Source organism: Mycobacterium sp. AT1 (genome assembly GCF_002043095.1).
GTDB lineage: Bacteria > Actinomycetota > Actinomycetes > Mycobacteriales > Mycobacteriaceae > Mycobacterium.
The window spans coordinates 1-17,425 of record NZ_MVOC01000076.1; the positions used below are offsets into that span (position 1 = coordinate 1).

Consider the following 17,425-nt stretch of genomic DNA (forward strand, 5'->3'; position numbering starts at 1 on the left):
CGTGTCGAACACGTGTTCGATAGTGCCCCGCCCTACCGACACGAGGCGTCACCACAATCCCGGCACCAACCGGAAGCGCACCCGCCTGACGTAGTTCTCGTATCCGGACAGTTCGTCGGTCAACATCTTCTCCTCGTCGGTGATCCTGACGCCCAGTACGAAGAACGCGGGAACCAGCAGCGCGAGGCCCCAATATGAATCCAGCGCCAGCGGAGTGCCGACCATCATGACGAGGGCGCCGAAGTACATCGGGTGACGCACCAGCCCGTAGAGGCCGGTGGAGACCAGTGGCTGGTCGGCCTCGACGGTGATGGTGGCCGCGGCATAGCCGTTCTGGATGACGACGAACTGGGCGACGAGCAGGCCGACGCCGACGAGGACCACGCCGAGCACCACCATGGTCGGCGGCACCGACGACCAGCCGAAGCGGTGATCCAGCGCGCTGACGACCAACTGCGCCACCACCGCGCCGATGGTGGCGACCATGACGACGCGTTGGATCGGACGGGTTTCGGCGGTGGGTCCGCCCCTCATGCGGCGACGCAGCGCGGCCGGATGCTTCACCGCGAGATAAAGACTGGGCAGCAACGTAGTTGCGACGAACACCGCGAGGTACACCCAGGCCTGCCGGTAGTGCAGTGTCCCCGCAGGCAGGAACAGGGCAAGGCCGAAGAACGCCGCGCTGAGGACGAACATCGCGACGAACTGCGAGACGATCTTCATGCCGTCAGGTCCCTGCGTCGAAAGGCGATGGCCCCCAAAGTGATCAAGGCGGCATCGATGCCCATGAGCCAGCACAGTGGCGTCGCGCTGAAGGTGCCTGCGCCGACGTGCGGAACGTGGGCGAACGGCTCGAGGTCGAGCATCCACTGCGGTGAATTCGACAGCGAGCCAAGCAAATACACCGCGATGAACGCCGTCAAGACCCCCCAGGCGGCCGGCGTGAACCGGGGGAGCAGGCCGAACAATGCGACCGTGATCGCCACCAGGAGCCAGACTGCGGGCAGCTGCACGGCCGCGGTACCGAGAACGGTGGGAAGCTTGCCGGCCACGTCACCTGCGGAGGCGCCGTAGGTCAGCCCGGCCACCAGTGCAGCGAGCATCATCGCCACCCCGGTTCCCGCGATCGCGAACACCAGATGACTTGCCAACCAACGAGTCCGGCTCACCGATCCCGCCAGCAGCGTCTCGGCGCGCTGGCTGGACTCCTCCTGATGCAACCGCAACGTCAACGAGATCGCGAACGCCGACGTGACCATGCCCAGCATCCCGAATCCGACGGCGATGAAGGCCTGCTCGATCTGATCGCTGCCGCCGAGACGCGCCACGACGTCGCGGGCCGACTGGCTGCCACCGATCTCGTCTCCGACGCCGTCGACCACGCTTCCAATCAGCAGGCCGTAGAGGCACAGTCCGACGGTCCACAGCGTCGTCGACGCCCGGTTGAGCCGCCATGCCAACGACGTGACCCCGCGGAGGTCCCATCCGGCCCTTGGCGCGCCGGGGCGCTCGGCGATGAGGCCCGCTCCGACGTCGCGTCTCGCCAGCAGTCGATAGGCGACCACGATCAGCACGGCGGTGACGGCGACGTGCAGCGGCAGTATCCACACCCTGTCCCCTGCGTACGGGCGCACCTGCAGTGACCATCCCAAAGGTGATAGCCACGAAAGGAATTCGGCTCGCGACCCCGCGTCGCCGACGGCTCGCAGGGTGAACGCCGTCGCCAGAACGCCAAAGGCCGCACCCCGGGCGAACCGTGCGCTTGGCGACAGCTGTGCCGTGACGGCTGCCACGGCGGTGAACACCAGGCCCGTCGCCGCGAGCGCCAGGCCGAAGGCCACCGACCCCGCCGCGGGCACGTTCACCGGGAGGAGGCCGGCGGTGCCGACGATCCCGGTGACGATCGAGCCGCCCCCCGCCACCAGTAGCGCGGCGGTCAGGCCGGCGTAGCGTCCGACGGCCGTCGAGTCGACGAGTTCGGTTCGGCCGGACTCCTCCTCGGCGCGGGTGTGCCGGACGACGGTCAGGATCACCGCCACGGCGATCAGCACGTGGAACATCCCGGCCTTCCAGATGCCGGTGGCGCCAAGGCTGTCGCCGTAGACGTTTCCGTACAGCGCGCGCTGAGCCGGGCTGGCCATGATGGACGCGGCCAGTGACGCACGATCTGCCGCCGTCGGATAGACGGCCTCGACGCCGCCGACGTACACCGTGCCGAGCGGAATCGACAGCAGCAGAACCCACGCGGGCAGGGCGATGCGGTCGCGCCGAAGGTAGAGGCGAAGCAGCCCAACGGTTCCCGAGAAGTTGGAGCCACGTGACGGCGCCTGATGGGCAGGGTGGCGGGGGCGCTCCAGGACCGTCATGCCGTCACCCGCTCGGGTTCGCCGACGTCGTAGTGGCGCAGGAACAGGTCCTCCAACGTCGGTGGTTGGCTGACCAAACTGCGCACTCCGGCATTGCCGAGCATCTTGATGACCTCACCGAGGCTGGCGCCGTCCACCTGAGCGCTGATGGTGTGGCCGTCCATCGCGACGTCCTCGACGCCGGGGATGCGGCCGATGTCGCCTGGGTCGCCGATCATCTCGGCCTTGATCGACGTCCGGGACAGGTGTCGCATCGACTCCAGCGTGCCGCTCTCGACGGTTCGGCCGGCGCGAATGATGGTGACTCGCTGGCAGAGTGCTTCGGTCTCGGCAAGGATGTGACTGGACAGCAACACCGTGGCGCCGCGCTCGCGGGCCTCGGCAACACACTGCTGAAAGACGTTCTCCATCAACGGGTCCAGACCGCTGCTTGGCTCGTCGAGTAGGAGCAGTCTGGCGTTCGACGCGAACGCGGAGACGAGTGACACCTTCTGCCGGTTGCCCTTCGAGTACGTGCGAGCCTTCTTCGACGGGTCGAGGCCAAAGCGTTCGACCAATTCGGTTCGCCTGCGCTCGTCGATGCCGCCACGCATCCGGGCCAGCAGATCGATCGTCTCACCACCGGTCAGCGAGGGCCACAGGGTCACGTCGCCTGGTACGTAGGCGATCTGACGATGGAGCGCGACCGCGTCCGTCCACGGATCCCCGCCGAGCAGACGCGCGGTGCCGGAGTCGGCGCGTGCCAGCCCGAGTAGGACCCGAATGGTCGTCGACTTGCCTGCGCCGTTGGGGCCGAGGAACCCGTGCACCTCGCCTTCGGAGACCTCGAGGTCGAGCCCGTCGAGTGCGCGCACCGCGCCGAAGTTCTTGGTCAGGCCACGGACCTGGATGGCGATGTCATTTCCGGTTGTCATCGATTACTCCTTCTCCGTCGACGCGACGAAGGCGTCGTACATCGTGGAATCGGTCATCAGGCCGTGGGTGTAGACCTCCATGGCGGGCAGCACCATGTCCTGGGCGTAGTCGTGCAGCACGGCGCGCATGTCGCCGGGGTTGTCGTGCATCTGCAGGTAGAGGAGGAAGCTGCCGCCGCCGGCCATGGCGAGGAACTTGGCCCGCGCCTTGGGGTCACGACTCGCCTTGACGGTGCCGGCGCGCACGCCTTCGTCCATGTATTGCTCGACGTTGTCGATCATGTTGCGCCACAGCATCTTTGCCAGTTCTCCGCCGGACTGCATGCTGCGGACCAGGTAGGCCATCAGGGGGGCGAAGGATTCGATGTCCGCCAACTGGGCCAGCCACGACGCGGGGTCGGTCGACTGAATGGTCTCGCTCTTGGAGGCGCGGACCGACTCGGCGACGAAGTCGTCGCACGCCTTGCGCAGGCCGTCCTTGGAGCCGAAGTGGTGGATCACCAGGGCCGCGCTGACCCCGGCGGCCTTGGCGATGACCCGCAGGCCCACGTTGAAGCCGTGCTCCCCGAACTGCTCGATCGCCGCATCGCGGATGCGGGCGGTGGCCGTCAGATCGTCGACTGAACGCATGTTTAGTACGCTAAACGTGCGTTCAGTCGAGTGTCAAGGGGGTAGCGGAGAGGGGGCGAAAAAAGGAAGGGCTAGTCGCGCGCGGCGGCGAGCAGGCCGTCCCCGAGTGGCACGAGAACGGGCGTCAGCCGCTCGTCCTCGGCGATCAGCCGGGCTGCCTCGCGAACTGCGGTGACGTCCCGGTCGCTGGCGCTGGCGTCGCCGGCCCGGCCACCGAGGGCGGCGCGATGAATGACGATCACGCCGCCGGAGCGCAGCAGTCGCACCCCCTCGACCACGAATTGAGGCTGGTCTGCAGGATCGGCGTCGATGAATACCAGGTCGTAGGACTCGTCGGCCAGCTTGGTCAGGACCTCTTGCGCACGGCCGCTGATCAGCCTGGTCCGAGAGGGGCCGATGCCGGCCTCGACGAACGCCTGCTTGGCGAGCCGCTGGTGTTCCGGCTCGACGTCGATCGTGGTCAGCACGCCGTCGTCACGCATCCCGGACAGCAGCCACAGGCCGCTGACGCCGACGCCGGTCCCGACCTCGACGACGGCCTTGGCCTTGGCGACCTTGGCCAACACGCTCAGCAACGCACCGACGGCGGGTGTCACGGCACCCGCCCCGCTGTCGTCGGCGCGTTCCCTGGCCGCAGCCGTCAACGCGTCCTCGGAGATGGAGTTCTCGGCATGGGCGACGATGGCGTCGGCCCGGCTCGGCCGCTGTTCGCCGCCTTCGGGCTGACCCGTCGAACCGTCGCTGCTGGTCATGCCCGCAGCGTAGAGCGAAGGCGGAGCGGGCGACACCCCGACACGCCCGCACGCGAACAAGGGATTGCCCGATAAATCCGTTGTTTCCGCAGTTCGCAGGGTGGATGATTGACATTCTCAGGGAAAGCTCAGTTTGCTCATATGCGGAGCTCAACGGGGTCGGGGACGGTAAGCGCATGGAAAACGGCGGAAGCTGGGGCCCCGGGAATACTGATGGCCGAAAGGCGGTTTCCGCGGGTGCAGGTCCGGGAACCACATCCGGCATCCGCACAGATGATCTGGAGGATCCGACGACCACCACGAGCACGTCCCCCGTATTCATGGCCCACTTCGAGCAGGCCGGCAACGGCGACTGGGTGCAGCCCGCCGAGGAGATGTCGGGCACCGCGGTGTTCGACGCCACCGGCGACAAGACCACCATGCCGTCGTGGGACGAACTGGTCCGGCAGCACGCCGACCGGGTCTACCGCCTGGCATATCGGTTGTCGGGCAGCCAGCACGACGCCGAGGACCTGACCCAGGAGACGTTCATCCGCGTCTTCCGCTCGGTGCAGAACTACCAGCCGGGGACGTTCGAGGGTTGGTTGCACCGCATCACCACGAACCTCTTCCTCGACATGGTCCGTCGGCGCAGCCGCATCCGCATGGAGGCGCTGCCCGAGGACTATGACCGCGTGCCCGCCGACGAGCCGAATCCCGAGGAGATCTACCACGACTCCCGGTTGGGGCCCGATCTGCAGGCGGCGCTGGACTCGCTTGCGCCGGAATTCCGTGCCGCAGTCGTCCTGTGTGACATCGAAGGTCTGTCCTACGAGGAGATCGGCGCCACCCTCGGCGTGAAGCTCGGCACCGTGCGGAGCCGCATTCACCGAGGCAGGCAGGCGCTACGCGACTATCTGGCGAGCCACCCCGACGCCTACGCAGAGGACGCCGCGCGCTCCGCCTGACCGTCGGTGCCGTCTCGTGCGTGATCAATCCGCCGCACCGCGCTACATTCGATTGTGTTGGGTTGACGTGGTTCAGAGAGGAGCAGTCAATGGTGGACCCGGGACACGTGTTCCGTCGTGCATTTTCGTGGCTGCCCACTCAGTTCGCCTCGCAGAGTGATCAGCCCGTAGGGCCCAGGAGGTTCGGGTCAACCGAGCACCTCTCGACCGAGGCCATTGCCGCGTTCGTCGACGGTGAACTCCGGATGAGCGCCCACCTCCGGGCCGCGCATCACATGTCGATGTGCCCGCAGTGCTCGGCCGAAGTCGACGCTCAGGGCCAAGCCAGGACGGCGCTGCGCGACTCCTGCCCGATCAGGATTCCGTCGTCGTTGCTTGGCGCGCTGTCGGAGATTCCCCACCACGCGCCGCTGCAGCCGCCAGTCGACGACGTCGCGGCGCAATTCGCCGCTGGCGAGACGCGGTCCCGCCGCAAGCGCCGGTAGGGTAAATGTTGGCCAAGGGTAGAGGCGTGCGCCGATGAAGGCGGACGCTCCAACGGAGAGTGAACACGGGTGACCAACCAGGACCAGTTTGGAAATCGTCCCCGTATGGAACCGAAACCGGTGTCGCGCCCGCCGGTCGACCCGGCGCAAAGCCGCGCATTCGGCCGACCCGACGGCTTCAACGGTTCGTTCCTTGCCGCGGACAAGCACCGCGACCAGGGTGACTACACGCCGCGGGATCAAGCGCCCGATCCCGTGCTCGCAGACGCCTTCGGCCGTCCCGACGGCGTGACGGACCCCCTTCAGCGCCACCCCGCCGACGCGGGTGCGCTTCAGGCCGAGCATGACCGAGACGCTCCCGACGTCCCGCCGGATCCGTGGCGTGACCCGTCGGCCACCCCGTCACTCGGGGTGCCCGCGCAACCGGCGCCCGCTCCGGCCGCGGTCGACGCGGTCCCGATGGGCAAGCTGGGCGTCCGTGACGTCTTCTTCGGCGGGCGCGTGTCCTGGGTGGCGTTGGGTGCCATCGTGATCGTTGCACTCGTCATCGGAGGCATCGGCGGGGGGATCGGCAACAAGACCGCCGAGATCGTCCCCGCCTTCACCACGTCGAAGGTGACACTGCAGACCGGCGCGACCGACGAGCAGGAGCCGACCAGCAGGTTCGCCCAGGTCGCGGCGAACGTCGCCGATTCGGTCGTCACGATCGAGGCCACCAGCAAGGGCGAGGGATCGCAGGGTTCCGGCGTCGTCGTCGACGGCCGCGGATACATCGTCACCAACAACCACGTCATCTCCGATGCGGCCAAGAATCCGGCCGAGTACAAGATTTCGGTGGTGTTCAACGACGGCCACGAAGTGCCCGCCAACCTGGTCGGCCGCGACCAGAAGACCGATCTCGCCGTCTTGAAGGTCGACAACGTCGACAACCTCGTCGTCGCCCGCTTCGGTGACTCCGAGAAGCTGCGGGTCGGCGAAGAGGTCATCGCGGCAGGCGCCCCGCTGGGACTGCGGAGCACCGTCACGCACGGCATCATCAGCGCACTGCACCGCCCCGTCCCGCTGTCGGGGGACGGCTCGGACACTGACACCGTCATCGACGGCGTGCAGACCGACGCGTCGATCAACCACGGCAACTCCGGTGGCCCGCTGATCAACATGAACTCCGAGATCATCGGCATCAACACGGCCGGAAAGTCGCTGTCGGACAGCGCGAGTGGTCTCGGCTTCGCCATCCCCGTCAACGAAGTCAAGGAAGTCGTCGAAGGCCTGATCAAGGACGGCAAGATGTCGCACCCGACCCTCGGCCTCAACGCCGTGTCGGTGAGCAACGACGTCGGATCCGGCGCGCTGGTCAAGAACGTCGTCGGAGGCGGTCCCGCGGACCGCGCCGGCATCAAGGAGAACGACGTCGTCGTCAAGGTGGGCACCCGTGCGGTCGCCGACGCCGACGAGATGGTCGTCGCGGTGCGCCAGCTCAAGATCGGTCAGGACGCGCCCATCGAGGTCCTTCGGGACGGGCGGCCCGTCACGTTGACGGTGACCCCCGGCTCAGACAACCCCGCGGCGTAAGCGTGTTCGGGAACATCGGCTGGGGCGAGATGCTGGTGCTCGTCGTGGCCGGGCTGGTAATCCTCGGGCCGGAACGGCTCCCAGGCGCCATCCGCTGGACCACCGGCGCCGTCCGTCAGGCGCGGGAGTACCTCAGCGGAGCGACCAGTCAGCTGCGGGAGGATCTTGGACCCGAGTTCGAGGACCTGCGCCAGCCGCTGAGCGAGCTGCAGAAGCTACGGGGGATGACGCCACGCGCGGCGCTGACCAAGCATCTGCTCGACGGCGACGACTCGTTCCTGACCGGAAACTTCGACAAGCCGGTCAAGCCGGTGTCGGACAATCAGCCGCAGCCTCAACCACCGGCACCTGAACCGCGGACCCCCGGCGTCACGCCGTTCGACAGCGACGCGACCTAGCGGCCAACCGGGTTCAACCCGAGCGACACACCCGCCAGGCTGCGCTTGCGCGTGGTCAGTGCGTCGGCGATGGAGCGCAACGCCTTGGCCGCCGCGGAGTCGGGCGCGCTGAGCACCAGCGGCACGCCTGCGTCGCCCGCCTCCATCAACGCCTGGTCCAGGGGCACCTGGCCGAGGAGCGGGACGTCGGCCCCGACCGACCGGGTGAGGCTTTCAGCCACCTTCTGGCCGCCGCCCTCGCCAAAGAGGTTCATTACCGTGCCGTCGGGCAGCGTCAGACCGGACATGTTCTCCACCACGCCGACGATGCGCTGGCGGGTCTGCAGCGCGATGGCGCCAGCCCGCTCGGCGACCTCGGCGGCCGCCAGCTGAGGCGTCGTCACCACCAGGATCTCCGCGCCGGGGATCAGCTGGGACACCGAGATGGCGATGTCACCGGTGCCGGGCGGAAGGTCGAGCAGCAGGACGTCGAGATCGCCCCAGTAGACGTCGGCCAGGAACTGCTGAAGGGCACGGTGCAACATCGGTCCGCGCCACACCACGGGCGTGTTGCCCTGGGTGAACATGGCGATTGAGATGACCTTCACGTCGTGGGCGATCGGCGGCAGGATCATCGAGTCGACCTGCGTTGGCCGCTCTTCGGTGCCCATCATGCGTGGCACCGAATGGCCGTAGATGTCGGCGTCGAGGACGCCAACCGACAGCCCGCGGGCCGCAAGTGCCGCCGCGAGGTTCACCGTCACGCTCGACTTGCCGACGCCGCCCTTGCCGGAGGCCACCGCGTACACCCGGGTCAGGGAGCCAGGCTGGGCGAAGGGGATCACCGGTTCCCTGGAGTCGCCCCGCAGCAGCTTGCGCAATTCGGCGCGCTGCTCGTCGTTCATCACGTCGAGCGTCACCTTGACCGCACCGGTGCCTGGCACGTCGACGACGGCCTGTTTGACGCGCTCGGTGATCTCGGTCTTCTTCGGACAGGCCGACGTCGTCAGGTAGATCTCGACGTGAACGCTGGCGTCGGTGCCGTCGACCGAGACGGCCTTGACCATGCCGACCTCGGTGATCGGCTTGCGAAGTTCGGGGTCGACGACCTTGGACAGCGCCGAACGAACGGCGGATTCCAGAGCGTCGGAGTCATGGGGCGATTGCTGGGACATCACCCGCGAGTGTATGCGCAGCCGTCAGTTGGCCGGACCGGGCATCGGCCCCGGTGGCGGCGGCGCGGGCGCAGGCGGCTGGGGCGCAGGCGGTGGGGGTCCGCCGAACGGAACGAACGCGGGCGGGGGCGGCGGTGGTGCCGCGGGCAGGGGAGCCGCTGCGGGCTGCGCCTGCGGCGTCAGGCAGAACACCTGACAGTTCTGTGGCGGTGCCGCCGGAGCCTGCGGCGTCAGGCAGAACACCTGGCAATTTTGTTGCGGCGCTGCGGGAACGCCTGCACCGGGCCCCGGCGGGATGCCGAGCTGGTTCTGACCGCCGGCGTCGACGAGGGAGATGGTGGCGAGCGGATCGTTGGCGGGCAGCCCGATTCCGGGGCCGATGCCCTCGGGGCTGGCCGCCAGATGGGCGTCACCGATCGGCGGGGCCACCCCGATGGGCGGCAGGTCGACGGGCACCACACCGGTCGCGTAGGCCGCCGCCCAGCCGAGCACGTTCTGGGCGTACGCCATCGAGTTGTTGTAGCGCAGGATCGCCGAGAGCACCTGCGAGCGGTCGCGCAGGTTCAGGTTGCCGCTGCAGAGGTACCTGGCGGCCCCCAGCGACGCATCGTACAGATTCTGGATGTCGGCCTTGCCGTCGCCGTTGGCGTCGGACGCGTACCGGGCCCACGTCCGCGGCAGGAACTGCATCGGACCCATCGCCCTGGCATAGGTCACCCGGCCGGCCTGCACGCTCTGCACGATGACCTCGTTGCCCGCAAGGGTGCCGTCGAGCGAAGGACCGAAGATGCCCTGGACCGGGTTGCCCTGGGCGTCGGTGGCGCCACCGTTGGCGTGCACCGACTCGATGCGCCCGATCCCCGCGAGCAGATTCCAGCTGACCCCGCAGCCCGGGTATGCCGAGGCCATCATGCGTTCGGCGTTGCGGTAGGCGCTCAGTGCGATGGCCGGAATGCCAAGACTGCCAGCCGATTTCACCACGATTGGGGGCGGGGGAGCCGACAGGTTCGCCATGGCGAAGCGGAACGGGGTCGGTGGTCGCGGGGCCATGACCAGTACGACGCCGGAATCGTCACCGGTGCGGGCCACCGCCGCGAGGGGCGTGATGGCGGAGTCGGCGACGGCGTGCTTGGGTGTCGGCGCCGACGCGCCGACGGCCAGCAGCAGGATCAGCGGGGCGATGACGGCGACGCCGAGGGCGGGAGTGCTCGCGACTCGGCGCGCGCGGCGTCGTACCGCTGCATATGCGGACCCGCCTCGAAGCTGCACTGGACCGTCCTTGATCCCCGGTGACCAAACGTCACGCCTGGCAAAGCCCGGCAAACGTTGTGAACGACGCCACCATACCGATCAGGTGTTGCCCGTGTTACGGCATTGACTAGACGGACTCGTCAATGTCACGGACGGTCTTCGCGGGCGCATTCTTCTTCGGTTTCTTGGCTGCCTTCAGCTCGTCCAATAGCTCGCGCACTTCCTCGAGTTCGCGGCGAAGGTAATCGCGTGTGACGACCTCGCCGACCGCGATGCGGAGCGCGGCGAGCTCACGGGCGAGGTACTCGGTGTCGGCCTTGGTCTGCTCGGCGCGGCGCCGGTCCTCCTCCAGCGACACCCGGTCGCGGTTCTCCTGTCGGTTCTGAGCCAGCAGGATCAGCGGTGCGGCATAGGCGGCCTGGGTGGAGAACGCCAGGTTCAGCAGGATGAACGGGTAGGGGTCGAATCGAAGCGACACCGCCACCAGGTTGAACGCGATCCACACGATCACCAGCACCGTCTGCATGGCGAGGTAGCGGCCCGTGCCGAGGAAACGTGCGATGGACTCGCTGATCCGGCCAACGGCCTCGATGTCCACCCGCGGGGTGAAGCGACGGCGCCGAGTGCGCGGGGTGTCGAGGCGTTGGCGTGCCGACAGATCGCTCACGACGGTCCTCCCGGCGTCGGGACGGCGGCGTCGGTCAGGTCATCCTGGCCGGGCAGCTCAGGGTCTTCTTGACGTACCCGCCAGTCGTGGGGCAGCAGATGGTCGAGGAGGTCGTCGACGGTGACGGCTCCGAGGAGGTGCTTCTCGTCGTCGACCACGGGCCCGCAGACCAAGTTGTAGGCCGCGAAGTAGCGCGTCACCGCGGCCAGGGTCGTCTCGGGGTCGAGGCTGGGCAGATCGGAGTCCATGATGCCGCTGACCAGCGAGGCCGGCGGTTCCCGAAGCAGCCGCTGCAGGTGCACGCAGCCCAGGTAGCGGCCGGTCGGGGTGGCCGTCGGCGGGCGCACGACGAAGACCAGCGACGACAGGGCCGGGGTCAGCTCGGGATCGCGGACCCGGGCCAGCGCCTCGGCCACCGTGGTGCCGGGACCGAGCACCACGGGCTCGGAGGTCATCAGACCACCGGCGGTGTCGGGAGAGTGCTGCAGCAGCCGTCGCACCGACTCCGAATCCTCGGGATCCATCCTGGCCAGCAGCGCCTCGGCGGCCGACGCACCCAACTCGCCGAGGAGGTCGGCGGCGTCGTCGGGGTCCATTGCCTCGAGCACGTCGGCGGCGCGTTCGGGCTCGAGGCGCTCCATCAGATCGGCCTGCTCGCTCTCGGGCAGCTCCTGCAGGATGTCGGCGAGGCGTTCGTCGTCGAGTGCGTTGACCACCTCGTAGCGACGCTTCGCCGGAAGGTCGCGGATCGCGTCGGCGACGACGATGGGGCGCTGTCCGGCGAACTGCGCCAGCAGATAGGCGACACCCTGACCGGGCAGCGACATCGCCGAGTGCGTCAGCCCGGTGACGTTCTGCCAGTCCACGATGTGCACGGAGGTGCGGCGGCCGAGCCTGCGGTGACTGCGGACCGCGACCCGCGTCACCACCCAGTCCCTGGTGCGGATCTGTTCGATGGCGAGGTCGACGACGACGAGGTCGACTCCGGCGAGTTCTTCGAGTTCTGGATCCTGCACGCGAACGCGGGTGTCGAGTACCTGACCGAAGACCAGGACCTCACCGGGCCGCTGTGCGAAGCGGCGCAGTGAGACGTTGGCGGTCGTCAGCGTGACCGCATTGGGTTCGATCGCGGTAACCCGGAGAAGTCCGACGAAAATCCTTCTGCGCGTAAGCAATTCGACGACAAGGCCGAGGACGCGCGGTTGTTGGCGGCCAATGCCGATGCTGATCACCACGTCGCGGACGCGGCCGATCGACTCACCGTCGGGGCCGAGTACCAGCATCCCCGCAAGTCGGGCCGCATAGACCCTGTTCACCGCCACCATGAATCAAAGAGTAGAGACTGAACTCGTGGAGAACCTCTATCGCCCCCGCAGAACGTGCCTTTCGGTCCCCGGCAGCAGCGCGAAGATGATCCAGAAGGCCAAGCAACTGCCCGCAGATCAGGTGTTCCTCGATCTCGAGGACTCGGTGGCCTCAGATGCCAAGGCGCACGCCCGTACTCAAGTTGCCGCCAGCTTGGCAGAAGGCGGTTGGGCCGGGCAGCTACGCGGCGTGCGCGTCAACGACTGGACGACGCCGTGGACGCACGCCGACGTCATCGAGGTCGTCGCGACGGCGGGCCGTGACGTCGACGTCGTGATCCTGCCGAAGGTGACCGACGTCTCCCACGTGCAGGCGCTCGATCTGTTGTTGACCCAACTCGAGGTCACCCACGGACTGCCGGTGGGGCGGATCGGCGTCGAGGCGCAGATCGAGAACGCCGAGGGACTGACCAACGCCGACGCGATCGCGGCGGGGCCGCGGGTACAGGCCCTGGTGCTCGGACCCGCGGACATGATGGCGAGTCTCAACATGCGCACCCTGGTCGTCGGTGAGCAACCCGAGGGGTACGACGTCGGCGACGCGTATCACCACGTGTTCATGCGGATCCTCGTCGCGGCCCGCGCACGGGGGATCAACGCGATCGACGGTCCGTTCCTGAAGGTGCGCGACGTGGACGCGTTCCGGCGAGTGGCGGGCCGGGCCGCAGCACTCGGCTACGACGGCAAATGGGTGCTGCACCCGGACCAGATCGCGGCGGGCAACGAGATCTTCAGTCCCCGCCAGGCCGACTACGACCATGCCGAGCTGATCCTCGAGGCCTACGAGTGGCACACGTCGCGGGTCGGCGGAGCCAGGGGGGCGGTGATGCTTGGAGACGAGATGATCGACGAGGCGAGCCGCAAGATGGCGTTGGTGGTCGCGGGCAAGGGCCGCGCCGCGGGCATGACGCGGACGACGGCCCCGTTCGAACCGCCGGCTCAGTAGCCGTAGGTCGAGGTCGAGGACGCGGCGATCACCATGAAGATGACGACGACGTAGACCAACCAGCCGACGACGGACAGTGCGCCAACGATGACGCCCGCAAGGGCCATGCCGTGGCCCTCCTGCCCGGTGCGCTTGGTCTCGCGCATCGCGATGATCCCGAGGATGAGCCCGACGATCGACGGCACCCCGCAGAAGAAGAGTCCGGACAGGGACGTCACCAGGGCCGCGATGGCCTTGCCGTTGGTGCCGACCGGCCGGGCCGGCGCGTAGGGGTCATACGGCGCGCCGTATCCGCCGTATCCGCCTTGATACTGCGGTGGGTACCCGGGCGGCGGCATTCCGGGCGGCGGGTAGCCCGCCTGCTGGTAGCCCGGCTGCGGGTAGCCCGGCGGCGGCGGGTAGCCGGGCTGTTGAAAGTCGGGCTGCTGGAAGTCGGTGGGAGGGCCGTAATTCGGCGGCGGGTTGACGGAGTCCGTCGGATAGTCCACCGGCGCATACGGATCGCCCTGCGGGGCCGAGTTCTCCAGCGGCGGGTACTCCCGGCCACGGGCCGGTTCGTCGGATCCAGTGCTCATAGCGTGCTCAGTCCCATCACGATTGCGGTCATGCTCAACAGCAGGGTGACGGCGCCGACGAGGATCCCCGCCGTCGCCAGGCCGCGACCGCCCTCGCCGGTCACCGCGATCTGGTTGAGGGCGTAGACCCCCAGGGCGATGCCGATGATCGAACCGATCCCCAACAACGTCACCACCGACGACGCCAATGACACGACGGCCGTACGGTTCGTACGTCTCGCCGTCCTGCTGGGCGATGTCATGGTCTCCAACCTAGCGTTCCCGAGGGTCGGGTCGGGACGTGAACCTACCGGACAGGGAATTAGCCAGGGTTCGTCGGCCGGACGGCACGTATCTCGGCCCTCGAACGTTGAGAATGTATGGAGCAGCTCCACGCGAACGCGACTGAACACGACAGGACAGGGACACCGACGATGACGAACCCAATTCACAATCCGGGGCGGGCTGGACAGAATCAGGGCCGTGGGGGATTCGCTTCGCTTCCGACCCCACCGAAGGGCTGGCCCATCGCCTCCTACCCGACCTACGCCGAGGCGCAGCGCGCCGTCGACCACCTGTCGGACCAAGAGTTCCCCGTGCAACAGGTGACGATCGTCGGCGTCGACCTAATGCAGGTCGAGCGCGTCACCGGCAGGCTCACGTGGCCGAAGGTGCTCGGCGGAGGTGCGCTGACGGGCGCGTGGCTGGGCCTGTTCATCGGACTGGTGCTCGGCTTCTTCGGCCCGAACGTGTGGAGTTCGCTCATCGCCGGGCTGCTCGCAGGTGTGTTCTTCGGCTTGATCACCTCGGGCCTTCAGTACGCGATGGCGCGGGGCACAAGAGATTTCAGCTCGACGATGCAATTGGTTGCCGGACGCTACGACGTGCTGTGTGATCCGCAGAGCGCCGAGCAGGGCCGGGACTTGTTGGCGCGCTTGACCATTTAAGCCCGGCCTTTCGCCCGACGCTCGCGTGCAGATTGGAACGCGCGAAGGTTGCTGCCGCATCACGATTTCGACCCATTGGTGCGGATGTGTTGCACATCGCGCGTAACTCGCTCTACGGTTTGCGCGCGGGACGTTCCCGCCCGAACCCGCCCCGGCGGTGAGATCGGGGATGCGGACGGGAGACGCTGGTGCGCGTTAGGCGGCTATGCGCTGCGGCGTTGGCTGGGCTGACGACGGCGTCACTCGCGTCGGCCTGCGGTGTTCACGACGACGGGATCGTCGTCAACTACTACACACCGGCCAACGAGATGGCCACCTTCACCGCGGTTGCCAAGCGGTGCAACGAAGAACTCGGCGGTCGCTTCACGATCAAGCAGATCAGCCTGCCCAAGGGCGCCGACGATCAACGCCTGCAACTGGCTCGCCGGCTCACCGGCAACGACAAGTCGCTCGACGTGATGGCACTCGACGTGGTGTGGACCGCCGAATTCGCCGAGGCGGGTTGGGCTCTGCCGCTCTCCGACGATCCGGCAGGCCAAGCCGAGGCCGACGCCCGGGCGAACACGCTTCCCGGCCCACTCGAAACGGCCACGTGGCACGACCGGCTCTTTGCATCGCCGATCACCACCAACACCCAATTGCTTTGGTACCGAGCCGATTTGATGCAAAGCCCACCGCAGACCTGGGACGACATGGTCAGCGAGGCAACCCGCTTGCACGACGAGGGCAAGCCGAGCTGGATCGCGTTGCAGGCCAAGCAGTACGAGGGCCTGGTCGTCTGGTTCAACACCTTGCTGACCAGTGCGGGAGGGCAGGTGCTCTCCGACGACGGCAAGACCGTCACGCTGACCGACACCCCCGAACACCGGGCGGCCACGGTGAAGGCCCTTGAAATCATCAAGGCCGTCGCCACCGCCCCCGGCGCCGATCCGTCGATCACCCAGACCGACGAGGCCACCGCGAGGTTGGCTCTCGAACAGGGCAACGCCGCGCTGGAGGTCAACTGGCCGTTCGTCCTTCCGTCGATGCTGGAGAACGCCGTCAAGGGTGGCGTGCCCTACCTGCCGCTGAACGAGCGCGACGACCTCAAGGGCAGCATCGACGACCTTGGGACGTTCAAGCCCAGCGACGAGCAGTTCGACGCGGCGTACGACGCCAGCAAGGAAGTGTTCGGCTTCGCGAACTACCCCGGGGTGGTGCCCGGCCAGCCGGCCAGGGTGACACTCGGTGGGCTCAACCTCGCGGTGGGCAAGAACACCCAACATCGGGCCGAGGCGTTCGAGGCCATCCGCTGCCTGCGCAGCGTCGAGAACCAGCGCTACACCTCCGTCGAGGGTGGCCTGCCCGCCGTTCGTACGTCGCTGTACGACGACCCGGAGTTCCAGAAGAAGTATCCGCAGTACGCGATCATCCGCGAGCAGCTCACCAACGCCGCCGTGCGGCCGGCGACGCCGGTCTACCAGTCGGTGTCGACCAGGATCTCGGCGACGCTGGCCCCGATCACCGACATCGACCCGGAGCGCACCGCGGACGAGCTCGCCGAACAGGTGCAAAAGGCCGTCGACGGCAAGGGCCTGATCCCATGACCGCGCCCACCACCGACGACAGAAAGGACGAGCGCCGGCTCGCCTTCTGGTTGATCAGCCCCGCCGTCGTGCTGATGCTGGCGGTGACGGCGTACCCGATCGTCTACGCCGTGTGGCTCAGCCTGCAGCGCTACAACCTGGCCGCACCGAACGACACCACGTTCGTCTGGTTCGACAACTACGTGACCATCCTCGGCGACCGGTACTGGTGGACGGCCTTCTTCGTCACGCTGGCGATCACCGTCGTCTCGGTGGCCATCGAGTTCGTGCTTGGCATGGCGTTGGCGTTGGTCATGCACCGGACGATCTTCGGCAAGGGCGTCGTGCGCACCGCCATCCTGATCCCGTACGGCATCGTCACCGTGGCGGCGTCCTACAGCTGGTACTACGCGTGGACACCCGGCACGGGCTATCTCGCCAACCTGTTGCCAGAAGGCGTTGCGCCACTGACGGAGCAGATCCCGTCGCTGGCGATCGTGGTGCTTGCCGAGGTGTGGAAGACGACGCCGTTCATGGCGCTGCTGTTGCTCGCCGGCCTGGCGCTGGTGCCCCAGGATCTGCTCAACGCCGCCCAGATCGACGGCGCCGGAGCGTGGAAGCGGCTGACGAAGATCATCCTGCCCCTCATCAAGCCGGCGATCCTGGTGGCGCTGCTGTTCCGCACACTGGACGCGTTCCGCATCTTCGACAACATCTACGTGCTGACCGGTGGCGCCAACGACACCGGATCGGTGTCGATTCTGGGCTACGACAACCTGTTCAAGGCCTTCAACCTCGGACTCGGTTCGGCGATCAGCGTCTTGATCTTCCTGACCGTCGCGGTGATCGCGTTCGTCTACATCAAGCTGTTCGGTGCGTCGGCCCCAGGTGCGGACCAGGAGTCCCGATGAAC

At 67.6% G+C, this 17,425-nt stretch carries 19 protein-coding genes; 8 read left to right on the forward strand and 11 right to left on the reverse strand.

The genetic code is table 11. From position 1 onward, the window contains the following. Positions 1–48: 48 nt before the first annotated feature. The 5 genes from B1790_RS30340 to B1790_RS30360 form a co-directional block, all read right to left on the reverse strand. Complete coding sequence (locus B1790_RS30340) at positions 49–723, reverse strand: isoprenylcysteine carboxylmethyltransferase family protein (protein ID WP_079926992.1); 675 nt, start codon at positions 721–723, stop codon at positions 49–51. Beyond that, positions 720–2,366 carry an ABC transporter permease gene (locus B1790_RS30345; protein WP_142271583.1) on the reverse strand — a complete coding sequence of 549 codons (1,647 nt, stop codon included), beginning with the start codon at positions 2,364–2,366 and terminating at the stop codon, positions 720–722. Before B1790_RS30345 ends, B1790_RS30340 begins: the two co-directional genes overlap by 4 nt. Then, positions 2,363–3,280 (reverse strand): ABC transporter ATP-binding protein, encoded by a 918-nt coding sequence (locus B1790_RS30350; RefSeq protein ID WP_079926993.1) that lies wholly within the window; start codon positions 3,278–3,280, stop codon positions 2,363–2,365. The genes B1790_RS30345 and B1790_RS30350 overlap by 4 nt, the downstream gene beginning before the upstream one ends. A 3-nt stretch (positions 3,281–3,283) precedes the next feature. Then, entirely contained in the window at positions 3,284–3,910 is a 627-nt protein-coding gene (locus tag B1790_RS30355; RefSeq protein ID WP_079926994.1) for a TetR/AcrR family transcriptional regulator, read from the reverse strand. 71 nt (positions 3,911–3,981) lie between these two features. Next, positions 3,982–4,662, reverse strand: coding sequence for an O-methyltransferase (locus tag B1790_RS30360; RefSeq protein ID WP_079926995.1), 681 nt, complete (start codon positions 4,660–4,662; stop codon positions 3,982–3,984). A gap of 176 nt (positions 4,663–4,838) precedes the next feature. On the opposite strand from B1790_RS30360, the gene sigE reads away from it, so the two are divergent. From sigE to tatB, 4 genes are all read left to right on the forward strand, one after another. Continuing rightward, positions 4,839–5,609 carry an RNA polymerase sigma factor SigE gene (gene sigE / locus B1790_RS30365; protein WP_079926996.1) on the forward strand — a complete coding sequence of 257 codons (771 nt, stop codon included), beginning with the start codon at positions 4,839–4,841 and terminating at the stop codon, positions 5,607–5,609. 89 nt (positions 5,610–5,698) lie between these two features. Next, positions 5,699–6,094, forward strand: a complete 396-nt coding sequence (rseA, locus tag B1790_RS30370; RefSeq protein ID WP_079927076.1) for an anti-sigma E factor RseA — start codon at positions 5,699–5,701, stop codon at positions 6,092–6,094. 69 nt (positions 6,095–6,163) lie between these two features. After that, positions 6,164–7,666, forward strand: a complete 1,503-nt coding sequence (locus B1790_RS30375) for a S1C family serine protease (protein WP_079926997.1) — start codon at positions 6,164–6,166, stop codon at positions 7,664–7,666. A gap of 2 nt (positions 7,667–7,668) precedes the next feature. Next, positions 7,669–8,064, forward strand: a complete 396-nt coding sequence (gene tatB / locus B1790_RS30380; protein WP_079926998.1) for a Sec-independent protein translocase protein TatB — start codon at positions 7,669–7,671, stop codon at positions 8,062–8,064. On the opposite strand, the gene B1790_RS30385 is transcribed toward tatB, so the two are convergent. From B1790_RS30385 to B1790_RS30400, 4 genes are all read right to left on the reverse strand, one after another. Next, positions 8,061–9,218: an Mrp/NBP35 family ATP-binding protein gene (locus B1790_RS30385; RefSeq protein WP_079926999.1), complete on the reverse strand. Its 1,158-nt coding sequence runs from the start codon at positions 9,216–9,218 to the stop codon at positions 8,061–8,063. The genes tatB and B1790_RS30385 overlap by 4 nt on opposite strands. A 24-nt stretch (positions 9,219–9,242) precedes the next feature. Next, positions 9,243–10,487: a lytic transglycosylase domain-containing protein gene (locus tag B1790_RS30390; protein ID WP_079927000.1), complete on the reverse strand. Its 1,245-nt coding sequence runs from the start codon at positions 10,485–10,487 to the stop codon at positions 9,243–9,245. Between the two features lie 109 nt (positions 10,488–10,596). Beyond that, the gene (locus B1790_RS30395; protein ID WP_079927001.1) at positions 10,597–11,136 is read right to left on the reverse strand and encodes a DUF1003 domain-containing protein; all 540 of its coding nucleotides are present in this window, start codon (positions 11,134–11,136) and stop codon (positions 10,597–10,599) included. Further along, positions 11,133–12,461, reverse strand: a complete 1,329-nt coding sequence (locus B1790_RS30400) for a magnesium transporter MgtE N-terminal domain-containing protein (protein ID WP_079927002.1) — start codon at positions 12,459–12,461, stop codon at positions 11,133–11,135. Before B1790_RS30400 ends, B1790_RS30395 begins: the two co-directional genes overlap by 4 nt. Before the next feature lie 25 nt (positions 12,462–12,486). Between B1790_RS30400 and B1790_RS30405 the strand changes: the two genes are divergently transcribed. Further along, positions 12,487–13,446 (forward strand): CoA ester lyase, encoded by a 960-nt coding sequence (locus tag B1790_RS30405; RefSeq protein ID WP_079927003.1) that lies wholly within the window; start codon positions 12,487–12,489, stop codon positions 13,444–13,446. Here B1790_RS30405 and B1790_RS30410 read toward each other — a convergent pair. Next, positions 13,440–14,021 (reverse strand): DUF4190 domain-containing protein, encoded by a 582-nt coding sequence (locus B1790_RS30410; RefSeq protein ID WP_079927004.1) that lies wholly within the window; start codon positions 14,019–14,021, stop codon positions 13,440–13,442. The genes B1790_RS30405 and B1790_RS30410 overlap by 7 nt on opposite strands. Next, on the reverse strand, positions 14,018–14,263 hold the full coding sequence (locus tag B1790_RS30415) for a DUF4190 domain-containing protein (protein WP_079927005.1): 246 nt from the start codon (positions 14,261–14,263) through the stop codon (positions 14,018–14,020). Before B1790_RS30415 ends, B1790_RS30410 begins: the two co-directional genes overlap by 4 nt. Before the next feature lie 171 nt (positions 14,264–14,434). Here B1790_RS30415 and B1790_RS30420 point away from each other — a divergent pair, with 171 nt between their 5' ends. The 3 genes from B1790_RS30420 (at position 14,435) to B1790_RS30430 (ending at position 17,423) form a co-directional block, all read left to right on the forward strand. Further along, positions 14,435–14,947: a general stress protein gene (locus B1790_RS30420; RefSeq protein WP_079927006.1), complete on the forward strand. Its 513-nt coding sequence runs from the start codon at positions 14,435–14,437 to the stop codon at positions 14,945–14,947. A gap of 188 nt (positions 14,948–15,135) precedes the next feature. Next, positions 15,136–16,533, forward strand: coding sequence for an ABC transporter substrate-binding protein (locus B1790_RS30425; RefSeq protein WP_079927007.1), 1,398 nt, complete (start codon positions 15,136–15,138; stop codon positions 16,531–16,533). Further along, the gene (locus tag B1790_RS30430; RefSeq protein WP_079927008.1) at positions 16,530–17,423 is read left to right on the forward strand and encodes a carbohydrate ABC transporter permease; all 894 of its coding nucleotides are present in this window, start codon (positions 16,530–16,532) and stop codon (positions 17,421–17,423) included. The genes B1790_RS30425 and B1790_RS30430 overlap by 4 nt, the downstream gene beginning before the upstream one ends. Positions 17,424–17,425: the final 2 nt, after the last annotated feature.